Below are 21,420 nucleotides of genomic sequence, written 5' to 3'. Positions count from 1 at the left end.
GGGCAATGAATTCACCCAGTGCGACAGAGCGTAAGGTCGCGTTCAGGTAACTCCCAGATACCGTTTTGGACATATCGGCGCAATATGCGGACATGCCGCAGAGCGGGTAGGGACTTCCCCTACCCGCCCCGCGGCCCGACGGCGGTGGCGCTCAGCGCCCTCGCGTCAGTGCCTTCGGCTGGTTCAGTTCGTCAGGAGCGACACACCGGCCGCGCTCAGCGCCTCGCCCACCGGCTGGAAGAAGGTCTGGCCGCCGGAGGAGCAGTTGCCGCTGCCGCCGGAGGTCATGCCCTGGGCCTGCGAGCCGGCGAGCAGCGAGCCGCCCGAGTCGCCCGGCTCGGCGCAGACGTCGGTCTGGATGAGGCCGGAGACGCTGCCCTCGGCGTAGTTCACCGTGGCGTTGAGCGCCTCGATGGTGCCGCAGTGCCAGCCGGTCGTGGAGCCCGAGCGGCAGACGCTGGCGCCCACGGCGGCCGGCGTCGAACCCTCGACGGCCACGGTGCCGCCGTTCCAGTCGTCGACGACGCCCACCGGGGTGTCCGAGTCGACCGAGACGTAGCTGTAGTCGCTGCCCGGGAACTCGGAGACCTCGAAGGTGCCGCTCGGCTCGCTCGCCGAGGAGCCGACCGAGCCGCAGTGGCCGGCCGAGACGAAGCCGCCGGTGACGGCAAACCCGACCGAGCAGCGCGCGCTGCCGTCGATGAAGTAGGCCTCGCCGCCGATCACGTCGGCGAAGGTGCGCGGCCGCTCGGTCGCCTGCGTCAGCGTGACGGCGCCGGCCGGCACGCCGGCCTCGGCCACCGCGGCGCGGACGTCGGCGCGGGCGCCGTCGACCACGTCGATGACGATCTCGTTGGTCTCCACGTCCACGTGGTACGAGGTCACGTCGGACGAGGACAGCGCGCCGTCCAGGTCCGCCGTCCAGGCGTCGAGCGCCTTGAGCGAGTTGTCGACGGTCACGGGGGTGGCCCCGGCCGCGCGGACGTCGGCGGCCTGCGCGGCGTCGGTGACGGCGACGTGCAGCGCGTCCGACCCCTCGACCCAGGCTCCGGCGTAGGAGGCGCCGAGCGACTTCTCCAGGCTCTGCTGCGTGTCGGCCAGGAGCTCCTGCGCCTCGATCTGGGCCACGGCGTCCGCCGTGCTCAGGCCGAGGTCACGCTCCATGGCGGCGACGAGGCCCGGCGTGTAGCCGGCGGTCGCGGCCTCGACGTCGGACGGTGCGGCGGCGACGGCGCTGATGGTGCCGGCAAAGAGGCCCACGGTGGCGGTTGCCACGGCGACGCCCCGGAGGGAAGTACGTCTCATCTCCAGCGACTCCTTGGATCGGAGAGGGTGAAGTTCCACCCACGGGTGATTTTTCACCCGCCCTGCCACCGTAGGAGGAGATGGACTTCACGCCCAGATCACACTCAGGTCATACATATTTCCTATGGAGGGCAAACCACGTAAGTGTCCCCATCAGCCGAGCATCCCGTACATGGCCAGCCACTGCTCGTACTGCGGGCTGCGGCGCACCGCGTCGCGGTGGGCGCGGTGCGCGGCGCCCTCGACGGCCTCCAGGTCCACGCGCAGGTCGGCGTCGTGCCGCCAGCCCAGGTAGTGGGTACGGCGCAGCGGCGCCCCGGCGAGGGGGACCGCGGCCACGCCCGGCGGGTCCGGCTGGCCGGGCTCCACGAGCGCGACGGCGCGCCCCGCGCGCACCTGGTCGACGGCGGTGGTCCACTCGGCCTCGCCCATGCCGCGGGGCGTGAACCCCGCGCGGACGCACGCCGAGACGAAGCACTCCTCGAGGCAGCCGTGCGACGGCACGCGGAGCCACTGCTCCTCTGCCAGCTCCGCCAGCGACACCTCGGGCTTGCCCGCGTACGGGTGGTGCTCGTCGATGAGCACGAACATCGGGTCGGTGCAGACCCGGGTCCAGGACACCTCGACGGCCGCCGGAGGCGAGACGTCGGAGCACATGCCGACCAGCCCGACGTCGATGGTGCCGCGGGCGAGCCGCGCCGCGACGTCGTCGGGCAGGTGGGGCATGGCCGTGGTGACCTGCGCACCGGGCATGCCGATGTGCAGCTGGTTGACGAACAGCCCGCCCAGGCCGGTGCCGGTGATGCCGACCCGGACGGTCTCGCCGTGGGCGACGTCGCCGTTGACGAGGCGCTCGGCGTCGTCGGCCAGGGCCGACATGGCAGGGAGAAGCACGCGGGCGTGCCTGAGTACCAGCTCGCCGAGCTCGGTCGGTCGCGCACCGAACCGGTCGCGGACGAAGACGTTCCCGCCCAGGGACCGGTCGATGCGGTTGAGCTGCGCGGTCAACGCCGGCTGCGCGATGCCGAGGGCAGCGGCCGCCTTCGTGACGCTGCCCGACTCGGCAACCGCGACGACCATCCTCAAGTGCCGCATGTCGAGTTCCACAGGGTGGAAAATATCTGTCATACGCCCATATGTCTCGGGCATCGACAAAATTTATCGGTCTGCGCGAAAGACCGTTACGTCCCGGTAACGGCCTCCAGGGGTCCGCGCGGCCGCCGCGACGGCCCTGCCGGGTCCCCGGGACGGCCCGCCGCGGACGCCGGTCAGCCCTCCAGAAAACCGTCCCTGACCAGGCCGCGGACCGCGGGGAGCAGCTCGGCCGCCAGCGCGTCCGCGGGCACCTCGAACAGCGACGCGATGGCAGCCACGATCTGCCCGACGGTCAGGTCGCCGTCGCACGCGCCGACGAGCGCCGCGAGCGGCGTGGACGCGTGCACGCCCCGCCCCAGCCCGTCCCCCTGCCGCAGCACGACGACGTTCGGGTCCGCCGCGCCGGGCGTCAGGTAGCGCTCCTCGGTGACGTCGGCGGCGGTCACCAGGTGTGCCGCGGCGAGCGCGGCGTCGTCCCGGGCCGCCAGCCAGTCGTGCCCGGCGAGGCTGCGGGCGATGTGCGCCCCGAGCGGCTGGCGCACCGACCCGGTGTGCTCCTCCAGGCGGCGCAGCGTCGCGGCGCCCGAGGCGGGCCGCCGCAGGGTGACGATCCCGAAGCCGACCGCCTCGACGTCCCGGGACGCGAAGTCGTCCAGCCAGGCGCCGTACGCCGCGGCCCAGGCGTCCGGCTCGCGGTCGGGCGTGGTGCCGCCGTCGCGGATCCAGGTCTCGGCGTACTCGGCGGGGTCGAGCACCTCGCGCTGGATGATCCAGCCGTCCAGGCCGGCCTCGTCGAGCCAGCGGCCCACGCGCTCGGTCCACGGCTCGCCGCGGCGGTGCTCCCAGTTCGCCAGGAGCTGGGCCGTGCCGCCCGGCGCGAGCACGCCGCCGACGCCGAGGACCAGGTCCCGTACCAGGTCGTCGCCCGCCCGGCCGCCGTCGCGGTACTCGTAGTCGCCGAGCGCGTCGGCGACGGCGCGGCCGGCCGCCCCCGCGTGCGGCGTGATGACGAACGGCGGGTTGGAGACCACCAGGTCGAACCGCTCCCCCGCGACCGGCTCCAGCATGGACCCGTGCCGCAGGTCCAGCTCCGCGCCGTCAGGCAGGTTCAGGGCGGCGTTGAAGCCCGCGAACGACAGCGCGCGGTGCGAGATGTCGGTGCCCACCACGTGCTGGGCATGCCGCGCCGCGTGCAGGGCCTGGATGCCGCAGCCGGTGCCGAGGTCGAGCACCCGGCCGACCGGGTTGCGCACCGTGACCTGGGCGAGCGTCAGCGACGCGCCGCCGGCCCCGAGCACGTGGTCGGTCGCCAGGCGCCCGCCCGTGGCCAGCTCGCCGAGGTCGCTGGCGAGCCACCAGCGGGCGTCGCCGACGGCGTCGACCGACGAGTAGGGGCGCAGGTCCACGACGGCGCGCACGGCGTCGTCGTCCCCGGTGCCCTGGGCGGCGACCAGGCCGAGGCGCTCCGCACCGGCCGTCCCGGTGCCGGGCAGCGCGCGGTCCAGCGCGGCGCGCGGCACGGGCTCGCCCAGCAGGAACAGGGTGGCGAGCGTGGCGCGCGGGTCGCGGTCCGCGGCCGGCTTGCCCGCCACCGCCGCGGCGAGGGCCCGGCGCGCCGGCAGGGCCTGCTCCCGGTGCAGCGCGGACGCGGCCAGCGGGCCGAGCACGTCCTCGACGCCGTCGACGTCGTAGGCGGAGGAGACCAGGTCGTCCCGGAGGGACGCGACGAGGCCGGGATCGGTCACAGGAGGGTGCACGGGCACCATCCTGACCTGACTACCGGGTGCAGTTCGAGTTGACGTAGAGCCCGATGGTCTTGGTCGCCTCGATCATCGCGTCGGTGTCGAGCTCCTTCTGCGCACCGCCGACCGCCGAGGTCACCGCGGGGCCGTCGTTGGCCTTCACCTTCTCGATGTTGTTGGCCACCGTGGAGTAATAGGTGAAGGCGACCGCCCACTCCTGCGAGATCTCCTCGGGCGGCGTGACGCCGTCCAGCGCGTTGCGCGCGTTGATGAAGCCCTTGCGCAGGGTGTCGGGCTGGTCCTCGACCATCGCCGACTGGGCGTTGGCGGCCTGCGTCCAGGCCATCTGCGTCTGCGCGCACGACGCGGCGTCCGCCGTCGAGCCCGAGCCGCCGGCGCCGCCGGAGAAGGTGTCCATGCCCCAGCCCGCGCCCAGGCCCAGGCCCGCGGAGACGACGCCGGCCAGGACGAGCACGAGCGGGCGGTCCAGGAACTTGGGCAGGCCCCGGCGGAGGGTCTTCTTGATCCTCCGCTGCTGCGCCGTGCTGGGCGTGGGGATGCGGCCGCGAGGGCCCTTGCCGGCCTTCGCGGAGCCGGCCTTCGACGAGCCGGACCTGCCCGGTCCGGACGGTTCGTCGCCGGCCGCCGGGACGGCGGCGTCGGAGCCGGAGATGCTCGGCAGGCCGGGCAGCGCGCCGTCGTCGGGCAGCGGCTCCTGGGGGGCCTCGTCGGCCACCGGGCCCGCGATCAGGGGGAAGCCGCCCGCGGGGGTCGGCGTGAGGTCCTCCTTGGGCGCGCCCTTGGCGCCGGACCGGGCACCCTTGCCCTTGCCGCGCGACTTGCCGGCCTTGCCGCTCTTGCCGCCGGCGTTCTTGCTACGGCCCCGGGTCGTCGCGGGCTCGGCCGCGGCCACGGAGCCCCACGGGTTGGCGTCGGCCTCGGGCTCGGCGTCGCTCCCGCCGTCGGCGACGGCGGGGGCCGGGACGGGTCCCCAGGGGGATCCGGCGGCGTCCTCGGCCGGGGCGGGCTCAGCGGGCGCGGCCACGCCCGCCGCGGCGCCCCACGGGCTGGGCGCGGCGTTGTCCTTGCCGAGCCCCTCGGCCCACTCGAGCGCGCTCGCACCCGGCGCGTCCTCGCCTGACGCGAGGCTCTCCGCCCAGGTCAGCGCATTGCTTGCGGGGGGACCACCAGCGCGGGCAGCAGCACGACCACCTCGCGAGCCCTTGCGCCGTGTCGCACTCATAGCCGCGCACTTTACCCGCAGAACCGGGGAAGACAGGAGGGGCAATCGTGTGATAGCTGACGAACTGTGGGTGAAGTGCTACCCGTTCAGGTAGGCGATGCTCGCCCAGAACACCACGACCACGACGGCCACGACCCAGATGGCGAGCGTGAGCAGACCCCAGTTGCGCGCGCGGCGGGACGACTTGCGTGCCTTGTCGTGCTGCCCGGTCTTCCACAGGGTGTTGACGCGCATGGCGTTCACCAGCGCGATGATTCCCGTCGGCGGGAATCCGAACAGGGTGACCAGGACGGTGAACACCAGATACGTCGGTGGCGGGTACTGCAGCTGCGCGGGGTAGGTGTGGACGTTGACGTTCACGGGCGCACGCGAGCGACCCGAGCTCCCGGGCTGCGCTGCCGAGTTACTCATGAAATGTCCCCCCTCACCGATATAGAGGGAGAACTTAGTGCAATTTCGGCGTTTTGTTGAATGCCCAGGTCAGCCCGGGATCTTGCGCAGCACCTCGCGATAGAAATGCACTCCGCGGCTCAGGGAATCGACGCTCAGCCGCTCTCCGGCACCGTGCGACGACTGCCGCTGCTCGCGGCTCATGACGAACGGCCGGAACCGGTAGACGTGGTCGCTGATCGGGGTGAACCGGCGCGCGTCGGAAGCGCCCGGTGCCACGTGCGGCACCACCAGGGCGTCCGGGTACGCGGCCCCGATCGACTCGCTCAGCAGCGCGAACTGCTGGCTGTCGGTGGGCGAGACCTCGCTGGGCTCGTCGCTCTCCACGACCTCGATCTCGACCCGCTTGTCCGCGATGACGCGGCGCAGCCGCGCGACGGTCCGCTCCACGGTGTCGCCGGGTGCCACGCGGACGTCGAGGCGGGCCCGGGCCGTCGCGGCCGCGACGTTCGCGCCGGGGCTGCCCTCCAGCTCGGTGACCGCCACGGTGGTACGGACGATCGCGGTCGCCTCCGGGCCGGCGCCCGCCAGCAGCCAGGCCGCGAGCTTGCGGAACGGCCCGGCGGCCACCTTGGTGACCAGCCGGAGCATCGTGCCCTTGAAGCCGGTGGCACGCGGGGCCACGGCGGCGAGCATCTCGGCGGTGGGCGGGCTGACGCGCGCCGCGAACCGGTGCCGGCCCGCCCGCGTCACGGCCCGGGACAGGCGCGTGGTCGCGGTCCAGCGGCCGGGGGTGGCTGCGTGGCCGCCGACGTCCGTGGTGTAGAGGTTGATCCCGATCAGGCCGCGCTCCGCGACGCCCACCAGGGCGGTCTGCCGGTCGACCCCGGGAAAGACGTCGGTCCCGACGAACCCGCCCTCGTCGAGCACGAGCCACGGGCGCACGCCGAGCTCGTACAGGCGGCGGACGGCGATCTGGGCGGACTCCCCGACCGTCTCCTCGTCCGCGCCGAAGAAGAGCCAGATGTCGCGCTCGGGCACGAAGCCCTCGCCGAGCAGCGTCTCCACGGCGTCGAGCACCGCGACGAGCGCGCCCTTGTCGTCGAGCGTGCCGCGACCGTGCACCACGCCCTCGTGGATCTCGCCCGAGAAGGGGTTGCCGCCGGGCCAGTCCATGACCCGCACCGGCGCCACGTCCTGGTGTGCCATGAGCACGACGGGGTAGGGGTGCAGCACGTCCTGGCGCCCCCGGCCGGGCCAGCGGTAGAGCAGGCCGTGCTCGCCCGCCGGCTCGCTCTGCAGGGCGTGCACACGCGGGTAGAAGGTCGCCAGCGCGGCGCGGTGCCGGGCGAACGACTCGTGGTCGAGGAACTGCGGGTCCCACGTGGACACCGTCGGGATCTGCACGAGCGACGAGAGGTGCCCGGCGGCGATGTGGCCCGCCGACGTGTGCCGGTCGGCGTACGGCTCCGACGCGGCGAACGGCGACGAGCCGGGCCGCTGGGACAGCACGGCGTCCGGCGCGGCGGGCTGCTCGGCGACGGGCTCCGGCCTGGGGCGGGGCTTGGGCTCCGGCCTGGGCTGCGGCTGCGGCTGCGGCTGCGGCTTCGCGGCCGGCTTGCGCTCCGGTGCGGCGGTGACCTCACGCTCGGCCGGGGCCTGCTGGGCTGCCGCCTTCGCGATCATTTCGGCCGTGACCTGAGGAATGGCCTCGGTCGGGTCGATGTCGGCACTCACGGGACCTTCTCCTGCTCCGGGCCTCCCACGACGGGACCCCTGCGTCGGGGCTCCCGACCACGCCCGCGGACCACGGGGCGTTCGGGAGCACAACACGGCAGACGATAGCGGTAGCACCCGGTTTTCCACATACCCCTGGTGATGGCTGGCGCCCCGGTCACGGTGTGACCGGCACGTCCGCGGAAATCAGCCCGCGGCCCAGTGGATCGCCGTCCCCGCCTGGCTCAGGCCACCCCGGGGATGGGTACGGAAGAACACCGACGTGCCGAACACGAACGCCCGCGCGTGTCCTATTTTGCCGGATACAGCAGCAATTCGCCCACTGGCGGCCTCGGGCCCGGGCCCGTCCCCCGAGGAGGACCAGTGGCCGGCCAGGAAGCTGCCGTAGGTCAGCTCCGCCGTCGTGCCCGGGCCCACGTCCGTGAACCACACCGCGGGGTAGACGAACCCCCGGTCCTGCGGGTGGTCGCCCAGGACGTCGCCCGGGGTGTCGGTCTCGATGATGCCGTTGCCGGCCTCGTCCCCGGTGACCGCGGTGCCGCTGACCAGCCCGTACGACTTCGCGGCCGCGAAGGCGCCGGCGCCGCGCCCGACGATCGCGCCGCCGTCGCGCAACCAGGACCGGACGTAGGCGTGACCCGGCGAACCCGGCGGGAGGTCCAGGGCCGTGCCCACCCACAGCACGTCGGCGCCCTCCAGGCCCGTCGGCCGGCCGACGGCGGCGCTCGTCCGGATACCGCCCGCCGAGACCGCCACCAGGTCGTCGAAGCCGAGCGCCGTGAGCGCGAGCCGGTCGTCCTGGTCGCCCACGTACGCGATCGTCAGGTCCTCGGTCGGCTCCGCCGCCCGGTACGCGGCGCGCGTCGATGCCTCGAGGTCGACGCCGTACCGGTCGGCCGCGGCCCGCGCCGCGTCCCGCCCGTCCGGCCCGACGACGACGCCGCCGTCCGCCGTGAGCCGCGCGGCCACGTCCTGGCCCAGCAGGTCGTTGAGGGCGCGGTGGTCCGCGACGCCGGCCAGGTCGAACCGCAGGTAGCGCTCGCCGGGCACGGCGCCCCCGTGCTCCACGGGAGCGCGCAGGCGGGTGGTGCGTCCGACCGGGCCGTCCGTCGTGACGCCCACCCGGTCCACCGTCGCGCCCCAGAGCTCGGCCAGCGACCAGGCCGAGATGTCGTACATGCCAGGGACCTTGCCGGAGATGTCCGAGCCGAGGCCGAGCAGGGCGTTCGCCAGGCCCCGCAGCGGCTGGTGCAGGTCCACCACGTACGAGCCCGCGGGATAGGTGGTGCCCGTCCCCGGCACGCGCGCCGGGGCGTCCAGCCGGCCCACCTCGATGCCGTGGAACAGGAGCGTGTACACCAGGTCCTCGGCGTCGCTCGCCGACCGCTGGCCCTCACCCACGGGGATCACGTAGGCGCGCGGGAGCCGCACGGGCTCCTGGTCGTCGGTGGTGCCCCAGTGCCGCTTCCACTCGTCCGGGCCGGGGACGCCGGCGACGTTCTCGGTGGTGAGCGCGACCTTGGGCGCACCGGCCACGCCGCGGCGGAACGTCTCGACCTGGTCCGCGAGCATGGCGTCGGAGCTGCGGTGCACGTAGTCGATCATCGAGGTCATCGCCGTGACGGCCACCTCGGTGTCCACCGCGGAGTCGGCCGGTGTGGTGGTCGCGCCCGTGCGGCCCAGCGGCAGCTCGACCGTGGTGGTCACCGCGCCGTGCAGGGCCGCGTACTGCGCCGTGAAGACGGGCGGGTAGTCGTCCCAGCCGGACGGGGTGTCCCGGTACGGGATCTTGACGAACCCCGTGTCCTTCTCGACCACCCGGTCCGTGCCGGGGTCGTAGTACGTGTTCCCGGCGATGTCGGCCGCGACCACGTCGTCCTCCACCTGGCGCGCGATCGCGTAGCCGTGCGGCAGGAGCAGGTCGTACTCGTAGTTCTCGCCGTGCGGCGGGCCGGCCGGCTCGAGCTGCAGCACGTCCGTGTAGCCGTGGAAGTCCGCCGCGAGCAGCGGCTGCACCGCCTGCAGGGTGCGCACGTACGAGCGCGCCTCGGGCGTGGCGAGCGTGATCATGTCGCGGTTGGCGTCCAGGCCGAGCGACGTCGAACGGGTCGCGTGGGTGCGGCCGTCGGGGTTGAGCGTCAGGCTGAACACGATCCGGTGACGGGACAGGGTCTCGCGTGTGGCCCGGTCGTCGGCCGTGGCGAGGCGGTCGATGACCCGCAGCGCGGCGTCCGTGCCCTCCCACTCGTCACCGTGGATGTTCGCGGTCATCCAGATCGGGGTCTTGTAGCCCGACCGCAGGGCCGAGTCGTGCGCGGCCAGGTTCGGCCGGTCGCGGATCTCCGTGCGCCAGCCCGCCTGCCGCGCGGTCTCCACCTCGCTCTCCGGCGCCGTCACCGTGACCAGGTAGAGGTCGCGCCCCTCGGTGGACTGCCCCACCACCTGCGTCGAGACCCGGTCGCTGCGCTCCATCAGCCGCTGCAGGCGGGGTGCCAGGTCGGCGTGGCTCGCCGTCCGGTTACGGTCCGTGGCGTCGCGCTCGGCCGGCGGGAAGACCCGCAGCCGGGGCTGGTACGGGTACGACGCCGGCATGCGGACCTCGGCCGGGCCGCGCGGGACCGGGTCGGGCGGCACGTACGACGCGATGAAGGCGCCCGGGTCGGTCGGGCCGTCGGCGGGACCCGTCCGGATGTCCGCCACGGCGGGTCCGGAGCCGCCCGACGTCGCCGTCGCGGGCGCGGCGCCGCCGACGACCAGCGTCACGCCGGTCACCGCGCCGGTCAGCGCGGCGAGCATGCGGGTACGAGCGAGCAACGGAGCCTCCCCAGCGACAATCCGGCCAAGTCTGGACCATCCGGAGGGCGAACCGGGAATCAACTGCGGCGACCGCATGGCCCGGTGGCCCGGGTTCCCGGCCGCTCGGCGGGCCCGCGCCGCGGAACAATGCCGTTGACCGGGGCCTGAGGCGGCGGTGCACTGGGTTCATGACCACTACCGAGCGATGGACCTCAGCCACCGTCTACCCCGACATGTGGGTGGACCCCGACAGCGACCCGCGGGAGGCGCTGGCCAGCCCGGTCGGCGAGAAGGAGACCCTCTGGAACTACCTGCGGCACTACCGGCTCACGCTGGAGATGAAGTGCGACGGGCTCGACGCCGAGCAGCTCGCCCGCCGGTCGGTGCCGCCGTCGACCATGTCGCTGCTGGGACTGGTGCGGCACCTCGCGGACGTGGAGCAGAGCTGGTTCCAGCGGGCGCTGCAGGGGCGCGTCGACCTGCCCAAGATGTTCGGCAAGGGGCCGGAGAACCCCGACGCGGACTTCGACGGCGCCGTGGCCGATCCCGCCGTCGTCGAGGACGCGTGGGAGAACTGGCGGCGCGAGGTCCGGGACGCCGACGCCTGGATGGAGACCCTGCCCGAGGACGGGCTGGGCGAGACCGTCGAGCACCACGGCGACCAGGTCCCGATCCGGGACGTGCTGGTGCACATGGTGGAGGAGTACTCCCGGCACGTGGGCCACGCCGACCTGCTCCGCGAGTGCGTCGACGGCCGCGTGGGCCAGTAGCCTCCTGCCGAGATAGAACCCTGGCGAAGTAGAACCCTGGCGATCTCGCCAGGGTTCTACTTCGCTGCAGTTCTACTTCGCTGCGGTTCTATCTCGGCGTCAGACTGCCGCCGCCGTGCGGTCCTGCTCCGCCTGCTGGGCCGCGTCGACGCGGGAGGCCCGCACGCGGGACCAGATCACGGCGCCGAAGGCCACGGCCGCCGCCACCAGAGCGATGCCGATGCGCAGCGCGTGGTTGGCGTCCGCCGGGACGCTGACCGCCACCACGGCCGGCGCGATGAGCAGCGCGACCAGGTTCATCACCTTGATCAGCGGGTTGATCGCGGGGCCGGCGGTGTCCTTGAACGGGTCGCCCACGGTGTCACCGATGACGGTGGCCGCGTGCGCCTCCGAGCCCTTGCCGCCGTACTTGCCGTCCTCGACGATCTTCTTCGCGTTGTCCCAGGCGCCGCCCGAGTTGGCCAGGAAGATCGCCATGAGCACGCCCGTGCCGATGGCGCCGGCCAGGAACCCGGCCAGCGGCCCGACGCCGAGGCCGAAGCCCACCGCGATGGGCGCGAACGCGGCCAGCAGGCCCGGGGTGACGAGCTCGCGCAGCGAGTCCCGGGTGCAGATGTCCACGACCTTGCCGTACTCGGGACGCTCGTCGAACGTCATGATGCCCGGGTGCTCGCGGAACTGGCGGCGCACCTCGAACACGATGGCGCCCGCGGCGCGGGTCACGGCGTCGATCGCGAGCCCGGAGAACAGGAACACGGTGGCGCCGCCCAGGATCACGCCCACGAGGGTGACCGGCGAGATGATCTCGTAGCTGAGCATCGAGGTCACGAGGCCGGAGCCGACGTCGCCCACCTGCGCGAGCGCGTGCGACACGGCGTCGGCGTAGGAGCCGAACAGCGCGGTCGCGGCCAGCACGGCCGTGGCGATCGCGATGCCCTTGGTGATGGCCTTGGTGGTGTTGCCGACGGCGTCCAGGTCGGTGAGGATCTGCGCGCCCTCCTCGTCGACGTCGCCCGACATCTCGGCGATGCCCTGCGCGTTGTCGCTGACCGGGCCGAACGTGTCCATGGCGACGATGACGCCGACGGTGGTGAGCAGGCCGCAGCCGGCGAGGGCCACGAGGAACAGCGCGAGCGGCACCGAGCCGCCGGCCAGCAGGAACACGCCGCAGATCGCGGCGGCGATGATGCCGGCCGTGTACACGGCGGACTCGAAGCCCACGCCGATGCCGGAGAGCACCACGGTGGCGGCGCCGGTCCGGGAGGTCTCGGCCACGTGCAGGGTCGGCTTCTTGTCGGTGCCGGTGAAGTAGCCCGTGACCCACAGGATGACGCCCGCGAGCACCACGCCGATCAGCACGGCGAGGGCGGAGACGATCCGCGGGTCTGCGGTCACGTCGGTGAGGTCGGCGGTGCCGGTCATCTGGCCGAACGAGGACGGCAGGTAGACGAAGGCCGCGATGCCGGCCAGCACGGCGCCGACGACGGCGGAGATGTAGAAGCCGCGGTTGATCGCGGCGAGCCCGCTCTCGGACCCCCGCACCCGGGTGATGAAGACGCCCAGCAGCGCGACGAACGCACCGATCGCGGTGACGATCAGCGGGAACACGAGGCCCTGCTCGCCCATGGCGGCCTTGCCCAGGATGAGGGCGGCCACGAGGGTCACGGCGTAGGACTCGAAGAGGTCGGCCGCCATGCCGGCGCAGTCGCCGACGTTGTCGCCCACGTTGTCCGCGATGGTGGCCGCGTTGCGGGGGTCGTCCTCGGGGATGCCCTGCTCGACCTTGCCGACCAGGTCGGCGCCGACGTCGGCCGCCTTGGTGAAGATGCCGCCGCCGACACGCATGAACATGGCGAGCAGCGCGGCGCCGAAGCCGAAGCCCTCCAGCACGGCGGGCGCGTCCACGTCGTACACGAGCACGACGAGCGCGGCGCCGAGCAGGCCCAGGCCCACCACGGACATGCCGACGACGCCGCCGGTGCGGAAGGCGATGCGGGCGCCCTCGGCCCGGCCGCCCGGACGGGTCGCGGCCGAGGCCACGCGCACGTTGGCGCGCACCGCGAGCCACATGCCCAGGTAGCCGATGGCCGCGGAGAACCCGGCGCCGAACAGGAACGCGATGGAGCGCCCGACACGCACCCCGCCGTCGCCCGGCAGCAGGAAGAGCAGAGCGAACACCACCGCGGCGAACAGCACGAGGGTGCGGAACTGCCGCTTCAGATAAGCGGAGGCGCCCTCCTGCACGGCCTGGCCGATGTCCTGCATCTTGGCGGTTCCGTCAGGCGCGGCGAGTACCTGGCGGCGCAGCACGAACGCGCACCCGAGGGCGGCCACCGCGATCACGGCGATCACCGCCACCGTGGTGTAGCTCCCTGCGCCGAAAACAATGCCGTCTTCGAGCATTCGTCCTCCTCGACGAGCTCCGGGGCTGTTCCCCCAGATATGTAATGCCCTGCACAGGCTTGACCCGTGCAGGGCCGATGCATCCCGCCAGCAACGTCGATGGCGGGAAGAGACCAGAGTCTACTCACATGTGACGCCAGTCACTATGTCGAAGCATGGAGACTTCCGCACCCCGGCGCGACCCTGCCGAGAGGGTCAGGCGGTGTCGGTGAGGACCCGGATCTCCTGGATCAGCCGGCCCGAGTCGGTGAGGTCCGGGAGCACCACGTCGGCCCCCGCCTCGGCCAGCCGGTCCGCCGGCGTGGTCCCCGACGCGACCGCCACCACGTGCGCCCCGCCCTCCAGGCCGGTGCGCACGTCCTCCAGCGAGTCGCCGACGATCACGGTGTTGCCCTTGTGGAACGCGCTCTCGTACCGCTCGCTCGCGCGCCGCTGGGCCACCGCCACGAGGGCGGGCCGGTGGGCGTCGTCCGAGGAGTAGCCGCCCACGGCGGCGTCGACGTACTGGTCCATGCCGAACACGCCGAGCTTGATGCGGGCGTTCGGCTCGAGGTTGCCCGTCAGCACCGTGGCCACCAGGTCGGGCTCGGCGGCCACGGCCTTCAGGGCGCCCATGGCCCCGGGGAGCACGGTCCCGAGCCGGCGCACCTCGTCGGTGCGAGCCGCGAAGTGCAGGGGCACCGCCGCGAGCATCCGCGGCAGCAGGTCCTCCGCCTCGCGCTCGGGGACGCCGTTGTCGGCCAGCAGCCCGCGGATCGCGAGCGGCATGGTCACCCCGGTCCCCTTGGCGGGGAGGCGTTCGGCGGGCCGTCCCACGACCTCGGCGAACGCCTCCCGGTATGCCGTCCGGTCCACCTCGCCGACGTAGACGAGCGTCCGGTCGATGTCCCAGAGCACGAGGGCCCGGGCATCGCCGCGGGAGGTGGCCGGCGCCGTCACGACGCCAGCGCCGCGATCCGCTCGGTCAGCACCCGCGCCCCCACTCCGGAGCGCCGCGTCGAGCCGCCCCGCCGCAGGTCCGCCGACAGGTCCCGCAGGTGCTCCCGCAGGCGTGCCGACTGCACGGTCTCGGCGATGGCCACGGCCTCCTCGCCGGTGGCGCAGGCCGCGTCGAGGTCGCCCGCCCGGGCGTGCGCCTGGGCCGCCCGGCTGAGGAACAGCCCGTGCGTGCGCCGCTCGCCCGCCCGCTCGGCGCGGATCGCGTGGCCGAAGCTCTCGACGGCGCGGGCCGTGTTGCCGAGCGCCAGGTGGGCCGAGCCGGACTGACCGTGGATCTCGCCCTCGTTCATCCAGTACAGCCAGTGCGGGTCGTCCTCGCCCCGGCCGCGGGCGCACAGCTCCGAGGCCTCGCCGAGGGCGCGGCGCGCGGCCTCGCCCTCGCCGGCAGCGGCGTGGCCGCGCGCCTGGCGGGTCAGCAGCGTCGCCGACAGGTGCGGCGCGTCGAGCCGGGCGATCCGGCGCCGGCCGGCCTCCGCGGCCCGGACGGCGTCGCGCGGGTCGCCGCTGGAGTAGCCGTGGATCGCGAGGTAGGACAGCGCGCCGGCGCCGAGCCGGTCGTCGGCCGCCGCGTGCGCGGCACGGAGCCCGGCGAGCATGTAGGCGCGCGCCGCGTCGGTGCGCCCGGCGTCGAACGCGAACCAGCCGGCCTGCGTGGCGGTGTCCGCGGCGACGGCGGCGAGCAGCCGGCCCGTGACCTCGTCGTACGTGCTGCGCTCCAGGATCCGGACCACCAGGGCGAGGTGGGCGCGGGCCAGGTCGGCCACCGCCCCGCTGCCCGAGCCCTTGTCCATGACCCGCAGCTCGTCGAGCGTGCCCTGCAGGTGCCCGCAGAGCTCCAGCGACACCCGGGTGCCGACGGTGGCGCGGCGCAGCGGCTCCGCCTGCTCCGCGTCCCAGCGCTGGATCATCGAGTTGAGCGCGATGCCCGACGCCGGCCGCGGCGTGTCCGTCCCGGCCGCGTCGGCCATCGCGGTGGCCGAGACGGGGCCGTTGGCGTCCGCGGGCAGCCAGTCCGCCGTGTTGTCGGCGACGTGTGCCAGGCGGAGCGCGCTCAGCATGCGGTCCGCCGTCCACGGCAGCGTGGGGTCGGGCGCGGTGGGCGTCACGGTCACGGGTGCGCTGGCGGCCTGGCCGGACGACGCGGCGCGCGTCGGCGCGGCGGCGTCGGGCAGCGGGCTGATCCCGGGGAGCGGGAGGCGCACCAGGTCCGGCGGCGTGCCCAGCCCCGTGAGGAACTGGACGACGCGCGAGACGTCGGTCAGGCGGCGGTCACCGCACTCCAGCATCGACAGGTAGGACTGGCTCAGCCCGGTCAGGGCTGCCACGTCCTCCTGCCGCAGCGGGACGAGCTGCCGCACCATGCGGCTGACCTGCCCGAAGTCCCAGTCGGCCAGCGCCGAGCGGACGGCTTCGTCCTGCCAGACCCGGGACGGGACGCTGGGCAGCGACACCACGGGGACTGACTCGGTGCGCCGGCATGCGGCGCAACGCGCTTCGGAGTTGTAGCGGCTGAGGACACAGCCACATCGAGCGCAGGTGCGTACGGTTGCACGAGGCACAGGGGGCTCCTGAGGGTCCGGCATTTCTCTTTTGCCGAGTTCACGGCTCTGGATGACCACAGTGGTATCACCCCCACGAGGTCCATGCATCTGGACGGTACTAGGTATTTTTCTCCAGACCAGTGGACAACGAGGATCGGACGTTTTCGCAGGTCAGGCCGATTCTTTCTTGGACAAACGTCCAACTCATGTCCGCATTGTGTCAAATGTATACCCGGACAGAACCAACGGAAACATGCAAAAGCGCAGGTCGCCCCGATCAACCGTCCTTAGCGCCTCGTTCCGGGACGATTCGGCTTTTCACCCGCCGAGGACGGCGCTCATGGCGCGCGAGAGGTACCAGGGATCGACCACGGCGGTGAGCTCACGCGCCGAGTGCATCGACAAAATTGGCACTCCGACATCGACAGTGCGAATGCCCAGACGCGTCGCTGAGATGGGTCCGATCGTCGAACCGCACGGCACGACGTTGCTCGAGACGAACTCCTGGGTGGGCACCCCCGCTTCCCGGCACGCCGCGTTCCAGGCGGCCGCCCCGTGGGCGTCCGTGGCGTAGCGCTGGTTGGCGTTGATCTTGAGGATCGGGCCGCCGCCGGCGACGGGGTGGTTGGCCGGGTCGTGCCGCTCGGGGTAGTTCGGGTGCACCGCGTGCCCGACGTCGGACGACACGTGCAGGGACGCCGCGAACGCCCGCGAGCGCTCCTCCGCCGTGGCGCCGAGCGCGGTCGAGATCCGGACCAGCACCTCCTCCAGGAACGGGCCGGCGGCACCGGAGCGCGAGGCGCTGCCGATCTCCTCGTGGTCGAACGCGGCGAACATCTCGACGCCGGTCGAGCCGTCGTCGCCGGAGGCCCGCCCGAGCAGCGCCGTCAGGCCCGCGTGCGTGGAGAGCAGGTTGTCGAGCCGCGCGGAGGCGAACAGCACCTGGCCGGCGCCGAACGCGCGGGCGGGCTGCGTCTCGGCCAGCACCACGTCGTACCCGCCGATGTCCGCGGGGTCCACGCCGGCGTCCGCCGCGAGCGCCGCCAGGACGTCGGCGCTCTGCGCGTCGCCGAGGCCCCAGACGGGCTGGGTGTGGCGCTGCTTGTCCAGGGCGAGCCCGTTGTCGTTCACGCCGCGGTCCAGGTGGATGGCGAGCTGCGGGATCCGGAGCATGGGGCCGGTGCGCACCAGGTGCTCGGTGCCGTCGTGCGTGACGATCCGCCCGGCCAGCTCCAGCTCGCGGTCGAGCCAGGAGTTGAGCAGCGGCCCGCCGTAGACCTCGACGCCGACCTGCCACCAGCCACCGGCACCGTGCGTGGTCGGCTTGGGCTTGAGCTTGAAGCCGGTGGAGTCGGTGTGGGCTCCCACGATGGTGAACGGCGTCGTGGGGCCGGCGGTGGCGGGCACGGTGAAGGCGATGACCGAGCCGTCACGGACCACGACGTAGCGCCCGCCCGGGGTGACACCCCAGGCCGCGTCCTCGGCGAGGAGCGTGAAGCCCGCCGCCTGCGCGCGCCGCGCCACCTCCGCGGCCGCGTGGTAGGACGACGGCGACGCCGCGATGAACTCCCCCAGGTCCGCGGCGTGGTCGCGGGCCTCCTGGGGGACGGCCGCCGGCTGGACCGGAGCGGTCCGGTCTGCTGCGGGCTGGTCGGCTGCGGACTGTGCGGGGGTGAGTGTCTGGTCCGTCATCCAGCCATTATCTCCGCCCGTGCAGGTCCCCTGGCCCACGTGTCAGACGCTCAGGATCCACGGGGGGCCTGAGCGTCTGACACGTGGCGTTGGCTACTCGCCGGCGGCGTCTCTTCCCTGGGGCGTGGCCGGTTCGAGGGAGACCCAAGCCCGCCCGACACCGTCCGGGATGCTCGGCAGGCGGAGGTCGATGATCGCCCCTTCGCCTGCCGGGACGTCGACCTCGGCCCCGGCCTCGCCCCCGTCGCAGCTGATCTGGGTGGACGCGAGCACGTCGCCCGTGGGCCACAGCACGACCTCGATCGGCAGCAGAGCCTCCGGGTCCGTTCCCTCGCACTGGCCTACGACCCTCAGCGGCGTGTCGGACGAATAGCCGGGCTGGGTCAGCTCCGCGGTGACCCAGCCGGTGGTGCGATCCAGCTCGAACCGTGCGACCTGGCCGCCGACCGGCTCCGGGAACTCGATCGCCGACTCGCCACCACGCTCCCCGGTCGGGCTGTGCGCGCCGTCGGAGTCGATCCGGACCGGCACCGGCTCGCTCACCGCCGTCGTCCAACCGGACTCGACCTGTGGGAAGGCGACCACCCGTACCTCGTAGTCGCCCTCGGGCAGGGGCGTCTCGAAGACGGTGCTCTCACCGGTCCCGCCGGGCACGCACGTCGTGGACGCACCCCCATTGGCCTCGATCACGTCCGCGCCGGAGCCGACCAGCGGAGCACGCAGGTCCGACGCCTCGAAGACGTCGGTTCCCAGGTCCACGACCACGCCTCCCTGGCTCCACACCAGCACGGGGGCCCCTTGGAGCACCCCGTCCCCCTGCTCGACCGTCGCCGCCATGCCCCGCAGCGTCACGGACTCGCCGCCGCCGAGATCTCCCGGCCGTTCGTAGACGTCGCCGGCCGCCTCGACCGACCAGCCCTGTGCCGTGGACTCCAGGTCGGCGACCGGCATCCCGCACGTCAGGTCGCTCCATTCGAGCCAGGAGGGCTGGTAACCGTCCTGGATCGGGAGGTCCGGCCCGGACGACGACAGGGAGGACGGCGTGGGCGAGGGCGCGGTCGCCCCCGGCAACAGCGCCTCGGGCTGGTCCGAGGGCACGAGCTGTACGGCCCCGAGCACCAGGGCGCCCGCCACCGCGAGCGCGCCACCGCCGAGCCCGCCTAGCTTCGCCGTCCGACGCCGGCGCACCCGCCTGCTCATGTTCGGTATCGCCGCCGCGGGGCCCGTGGGTGACGCCGGGTCCACACCGCCCGCCATCGCGCCGAGGGTCTGCGCCAGCAGGCCCGCCCCAGCGGGCTCCACCCAGCCGTGGTCCTGGTCCCTGGCGTCGTCGTACCGGTTCATCGCTGCTTTCCTTCCATCGTCGCGTCCACTGGTTCCAGCACGTCGCGCAGCGTGCGCAGAGCGTCGTGCAGATAGCGCTTGACCGTGCCCGGCGCGGTCCCCATCGAGTCAGCGACCTGCGCGATCGTCTGGTCCTCGAAGTAGCGCAGCACCACGCACGCGCGCTGCCTCGGCGGGAGCCGGGTCAGTGCGTGCACGATGTCGGCCCGGGCCGTGACACCCGAGTCGGGGAACCGGACGTCCTCCACGGCGACCCGCGGGGCGATGTCGGCCCATTTCTTGTTCCGCCGCCAGCCGTCCAGGTACAGGTTCAGCACCGTGCGGCGCACGTACGCCTCGGGGTAGCGCGCGCTCCTTCCGGCCCCGTCCGCGGCCCCTGCCCCGTCGAGGGGCACCGTGCGCATGCCCGACGTCGCCCGGCCGCCGCGCCCGCCCGGCCGGACCAGGCGCGAGCAGTACCGGACCAGCGCCTCCTGCACCAGGTCCTCGGCCTGCCGCACGTCGCCGCACAGCGTGTACGCGTACCCGACGAGCGCGCCGCCACGTTCCGTGGCGAGCGTCTCCAGGTCTTCGTGCCAGCCCATTGCCGGCTCCTTCCTGCCGTCTTGACCGTGTCGACGAACCAGGGCGCCGGGAGGTTGTGCGGGTTCGGGACCCGATTCTGGGGGACGGCGGGGCATTTCTGCCCGGGCACGGGTCGAGCCTGCCGGGACCAGGGGTCTCGACAGGCTCGACCAGCGGGGTCGGTTCGACCGGCGGGGTCGGTTCGACCGGCGGAGGTCGGCTCGGGTCAGCCCGCCACGGAGGCGGGGACCAGGCGCGCGTACGCGAGCACGACGCCGTCCGGCACGTCGGTCAGCTCGATGCCGACCCGCTCGCCCGGGACGTCCGGGGCCTGGTAGCCCCAGGTGCCGTCCGTGCGGTCGTGGCCGTCGCACCGGATCTCGCCGGTGACGTCGCCCCACTTGCCGGACAGCGCGTAGGTGATGCTGTCCTCCGGGTCGGACGACGTGCACCGCGCCTGGACCACGTACCCCTCGCCCTCGGTGAGCTCACCCTCCGGCCAGACGGCGCGGTAGGTGTCGCGACGCTCCCACGCCCCGGTGCGGTCCACCACCACGCTGCCGAACCCGCGGTCCGGCAGCAGCGTCTGGTCGGGGTCGCCCGGCAGCTCGAACGGAACCGGCGCCTCCTGGCCGCCGGCCGCCCACCGCGGTTCCCCGTCCTCGACCGTCACCGGCAGCGGGTCGCCCGCCACCAGGGTGTCGGTCGAGTACTCGATGGTCATCGGGTAGGCCGTGTACTCGCCGTCCGGCAGCCACTGCTCGGCGTCGTCCGGGGCGCACGACGAGGTGCGGTCCTCCTGCGCCGTCGGGCCGCCGTCCTCGTGCGTCAGGTACATCGGGTACTTCTCCCAGCCGCCCAGGTCCACGACCGTGCCGTCCTCGTCCACCCAGACCAGGGTCGGCGAGTTCAGGTCGTTCTCCGAGGTGTCCGCGCCCTCGGCGTCGGCCGCCCGCAGCGGCAGCGAGTCATAGGTGGACCACTCGCCCTCGTAGTGCACCGACTCCGTGGTCAGGTCCCCGGTGGCCGCGAGCGTCACGTCCTCGGCGAAGCTCAGGCCGGCCAGGTTCGCGCCGCACCGCAGCGGCGTCCCGGTCAGCAGGTCCGGCTGCGGGACGTCGCGCTGCGCGACGTCCGACACCGCCTGCGGCTCATAGGTGGGCAGCGGCGCCGCCAGGCCCGGCGTCGCGAGCTGCGTGGCACCCAGCACCAGCGCGCCCGCCGCGACCAGCGCCCCGCCGCCGACGCCTACGCCGACCAGCCGCGCCGTCCGCCCGCGAGGTGTGCGCGTGCCGTGATCCGTGCGGTCGTCTCCGTGGCTCATCTCTGTTCCCCCGGTTGTTGGCGTACTTGCTTTTCACCCCCTATGACGCCCGGGTCCGGCGAACAGTTGGGGTCGGATCCTTCTCGCACCGAACCCGTCCGGGTCAGGATGAGGACATGGCCGAGACGGTGGACAACCCTGTGGACGACGCCGGGCGCGCACCCGCGTACCCGCTCCGGTTCCGCTCCGCCGAGGCCCGCGGGGTGCGGATCGGCCGCCCCCTGCGCGTGCTCGGCCGGGCCCGCGGGGTGGACGAGGCCCTGCTCGACCGGATCGGCCGCGCCTTCTTCGAGCAGGACGACGCTGCGGCGGCGCTCGCCGCCGCGATGCGCCTGCCCGCGGGCGCCCCGGGCCGGGTCACGCACGCGGCGCTGCGGGCGGCGCTCGCGGGCGGGCCGAGGCCAGTGCCTGGAGATGAGATCGGTCGGTTGCGTCGAGACCGGTCGGTTGATCGACCGATCTCGACGCAAGCGAC

Annotated in this window: 16 protein-coding genes; 2 read left to right on the top strand and 14 right to left on the bottom strand. The window is 73.5% G+C overall.

What is annotated here, in order from left to right; all coding sequences use genetic code 11:
• Positions 1-183: 183 nt before the first annotated feature.
• The 7 genes from ACFU5G_RS05615 to ACFU5G_RS05585 all read right to left on the bottom strand — a co-directional run bounded on the left by ACFU5G_RS05615 (position 184) and on the right by ACFU5G_RS05585 (position 10,326).
• Positions 184-1,305, bottom strand: a complete 1,122-nt coding sequence (locus ACFU5G_RS05615; RefSeq protein WP_377241636.1) for a S1 family peptidase — start codon at positions 1,303-1,305, stop codon at positions 184-186.
• Between the two features lie 153 nt (positions 1,306-1,458).
• Positions 1,459-2,400: a LysR family transcriptional regulator gene (locus ACFU5G_RS05610; RefSeq protein WP_377241634.1), complete on the bottom strand. Its 942-nt coding sequence runs from the start codon at positions 2,398-2,400 to the stop codon at positions 1,459-1,461.
• Between the two features lie 173 nt (positions 2,401-2,573).
• Positions 2,574-4,166: a methyltransferase gene (locus ACFU5G_RS05605; RefSeq protein WP_377241632.1), complete on the bottom strand. Its 1,593-nt coding sequence runs from the start codon at positions 4,164-4,166 to the stop codon at positions 2,574-2,576.
• 10 nt (positions 4,167-4,176) lie between these two features.
• A complete protein-coding gene (locus ACFU5G_RS05600; RefSeq protein WP_377241630.1) occupies positions 4,177-5,385 on the bottom strand; it encodes a hypothetical protein in 1,209 nt (402 codons plus the stop codon).
• A gap of 78 nt (positions 5,386-5,463) precedes the next feature.
• Entirely contained in the window at positions 5,464-5,745 is a 282-nt protein-coding gene (locus ACFU5G_RS05595; RefSeq protein ID WP_377241627.1) for a CD225/dispanin family protein, read from the bottom strand.
• Between the two features lie 120 nt (positions 5,746-5,865).
• On the bottom strand, positions 5,866-7,512 hold the full coding sequence (locus ACFU5G_RS05590) for a M20/M25/M40 family metallo-hydrolase (protein WP_377241625.1): 1,647 nt from the start codon (positions 7,510-7,512) through the stop codon (positions 5,866-5,868).
• Between the two features lie 186 nt (positions 7,513-7,698).
• On the bottom strand, positions 7,699-10,326 hold the full coding sequence (locus ACFU5G_RS05585) for a M14 family zinc carboxypeptidase (protein ID WP_377241624.1): 2,628 nt from the start codon (positions 10,324-10,326) through the stop codon (positions 7,699-7,701).
• Positions 10,327-10,496: 170 nt separating this feature from the next.
• Between ACFU5G_RS05585 and ACFU5G_RS05580 the strand changes: the two genes are divergently transcribed.
• Entirely contained in the window at positions 10,497-11,078 is a 582-nt protein-coding gene (locus tag ACFU5G_RS05580) for a DinB family protein (protein ID WP_377241622.1), read from the top strand.
• Positions 11,079-11,177: 99 nt separating this feature from the next.
• On the opposite strand, the gene ACFU5G_RS05575 is transcribed toward ACFU5G_RS05580, so the two are convergent.
• The 7 genes from ACFU5G_RS05575 to ACFU5G_RS05545 all read right to left on the bottom strand — a co-directional run bounded on the left by ACFU5G_RS05575 (position 11,178) and on the right by ACFU5G_RS05545 (position 20,945).
• A complete protein-coding gene (locus ACFU5G_RS05575) occupies positions 11,178-13,481 on the bottom strand; it encodes a sodium-translocating pyrophosphatase (protein ID WP_377241620.1) in 2,304 nt (767 codons plus the stop codon).
• A gap of 195 nt (positions 13,482-13,676) precedes the next feature.
• Complete coding sequence (locus ACFU5G_RS05570) at positions 13,677-14,420, bottom strand: haloacid dehalogenase-like hydrolase (protein ID WP_377241618.1); 744 nt, start codon at positions 14,418-14,420, stop codon at positions 13,677-13,679.
• On the bottom strand, positions 14,417-15,931 hold the full coding sequence (locus ACFU5G_RS05565; RefSeq protein WP_377241616.1) for a helix-turn-helix domain-containing protein: 1,515 nt from the start codon (positions 15,929-15,931) through the stop codon (positions 14,417-14,419). Before ACFU5G_RS05565 ends, ACFU5G_RS05570 begins: the two co-directional genes overlap by 4 nt.
• Before the next feature lie 408 nt (positions 15,932-16,339).
• Positions 16,340-17,713 carry a M18 family aminopeptidase gene (locus tag ACFU5G_RS05560; protein ID WP_377241614.1) on the bottom strand — a complete coding sequence of 458 codons (1,374 nt, stop codon included), beginning with the start codon at positions 17,711-17,713 and terminating at the stop codon, positions 16,340-16,342.
• 93 nt (positions 17,714-17,806) lie between these two features.
• Positions 17,807-19,057, bottom strand: coding sequence for a hypothetical protein (locus ACFU5G_RS05555; protein ID WP_377241612.1), 1,251 nt, complete (start codon positions 19,055-19,057; stop codon positions 17,807-17,809).
• Positions 19,054-19,641: a sigma factor-like helix-turn-helix DNA-binding protein gene (locus tag ACFU5G_RS05550; protein ID WP_377241610.1), complete on the bottom strand. Its 588-nt coding sequence runs from the start codon at positions 19,639-19,641 to the stop codon at positions 19,054-19,056. The genes ACFU5G_RS05555 and ACFU5G_RS05550 overlap by 4 nt, the downstream gene beginning before the upstream one ends.
• Before the next feature lie 206 nt (positions 19,642-19,847).
• Positions 19,848-20,945 carry a hypothetical protein gene (locus ACFU5G_RS05545; protein WP_377241608.1) on the bottom strand — a complete coding sequence of 366 codons (1,098 nt, stop codon included), beginning with the start codon at positions 20,943-20,945 and terminating at the stop codon, positions 19,848-19,850.
• Between the two features lie 116 nt (positions 20,946-21,061).
• Here ACFU5G_RS05545 and ACFU5G_RS05540 point away from each other — a divergent pair.
• On the top strand, positions 21,062-21,420 hold a 359-nt coding region (locus ACFU5G_RS05540), incomplete at its 3' end, for a hypothetical protein (RefSeq protein WP_377241606.1).

Origin of the sequence: Promicromonospora sp. NPDC057488, from assembly GCF_042802395.1 — a bacterium.
Taxonomy (GTDB): domain Bacteria; phylum Actinomycetota; class Actinomycetes; order Actinomycetales; family Cellulomonadaceae; genus Promicromonospora.
The sequence above is the reverse complement of the archived record's forward strand: the minus strand, read 5'-3'. Positions and strand labels throughout refer to the sequence as shown.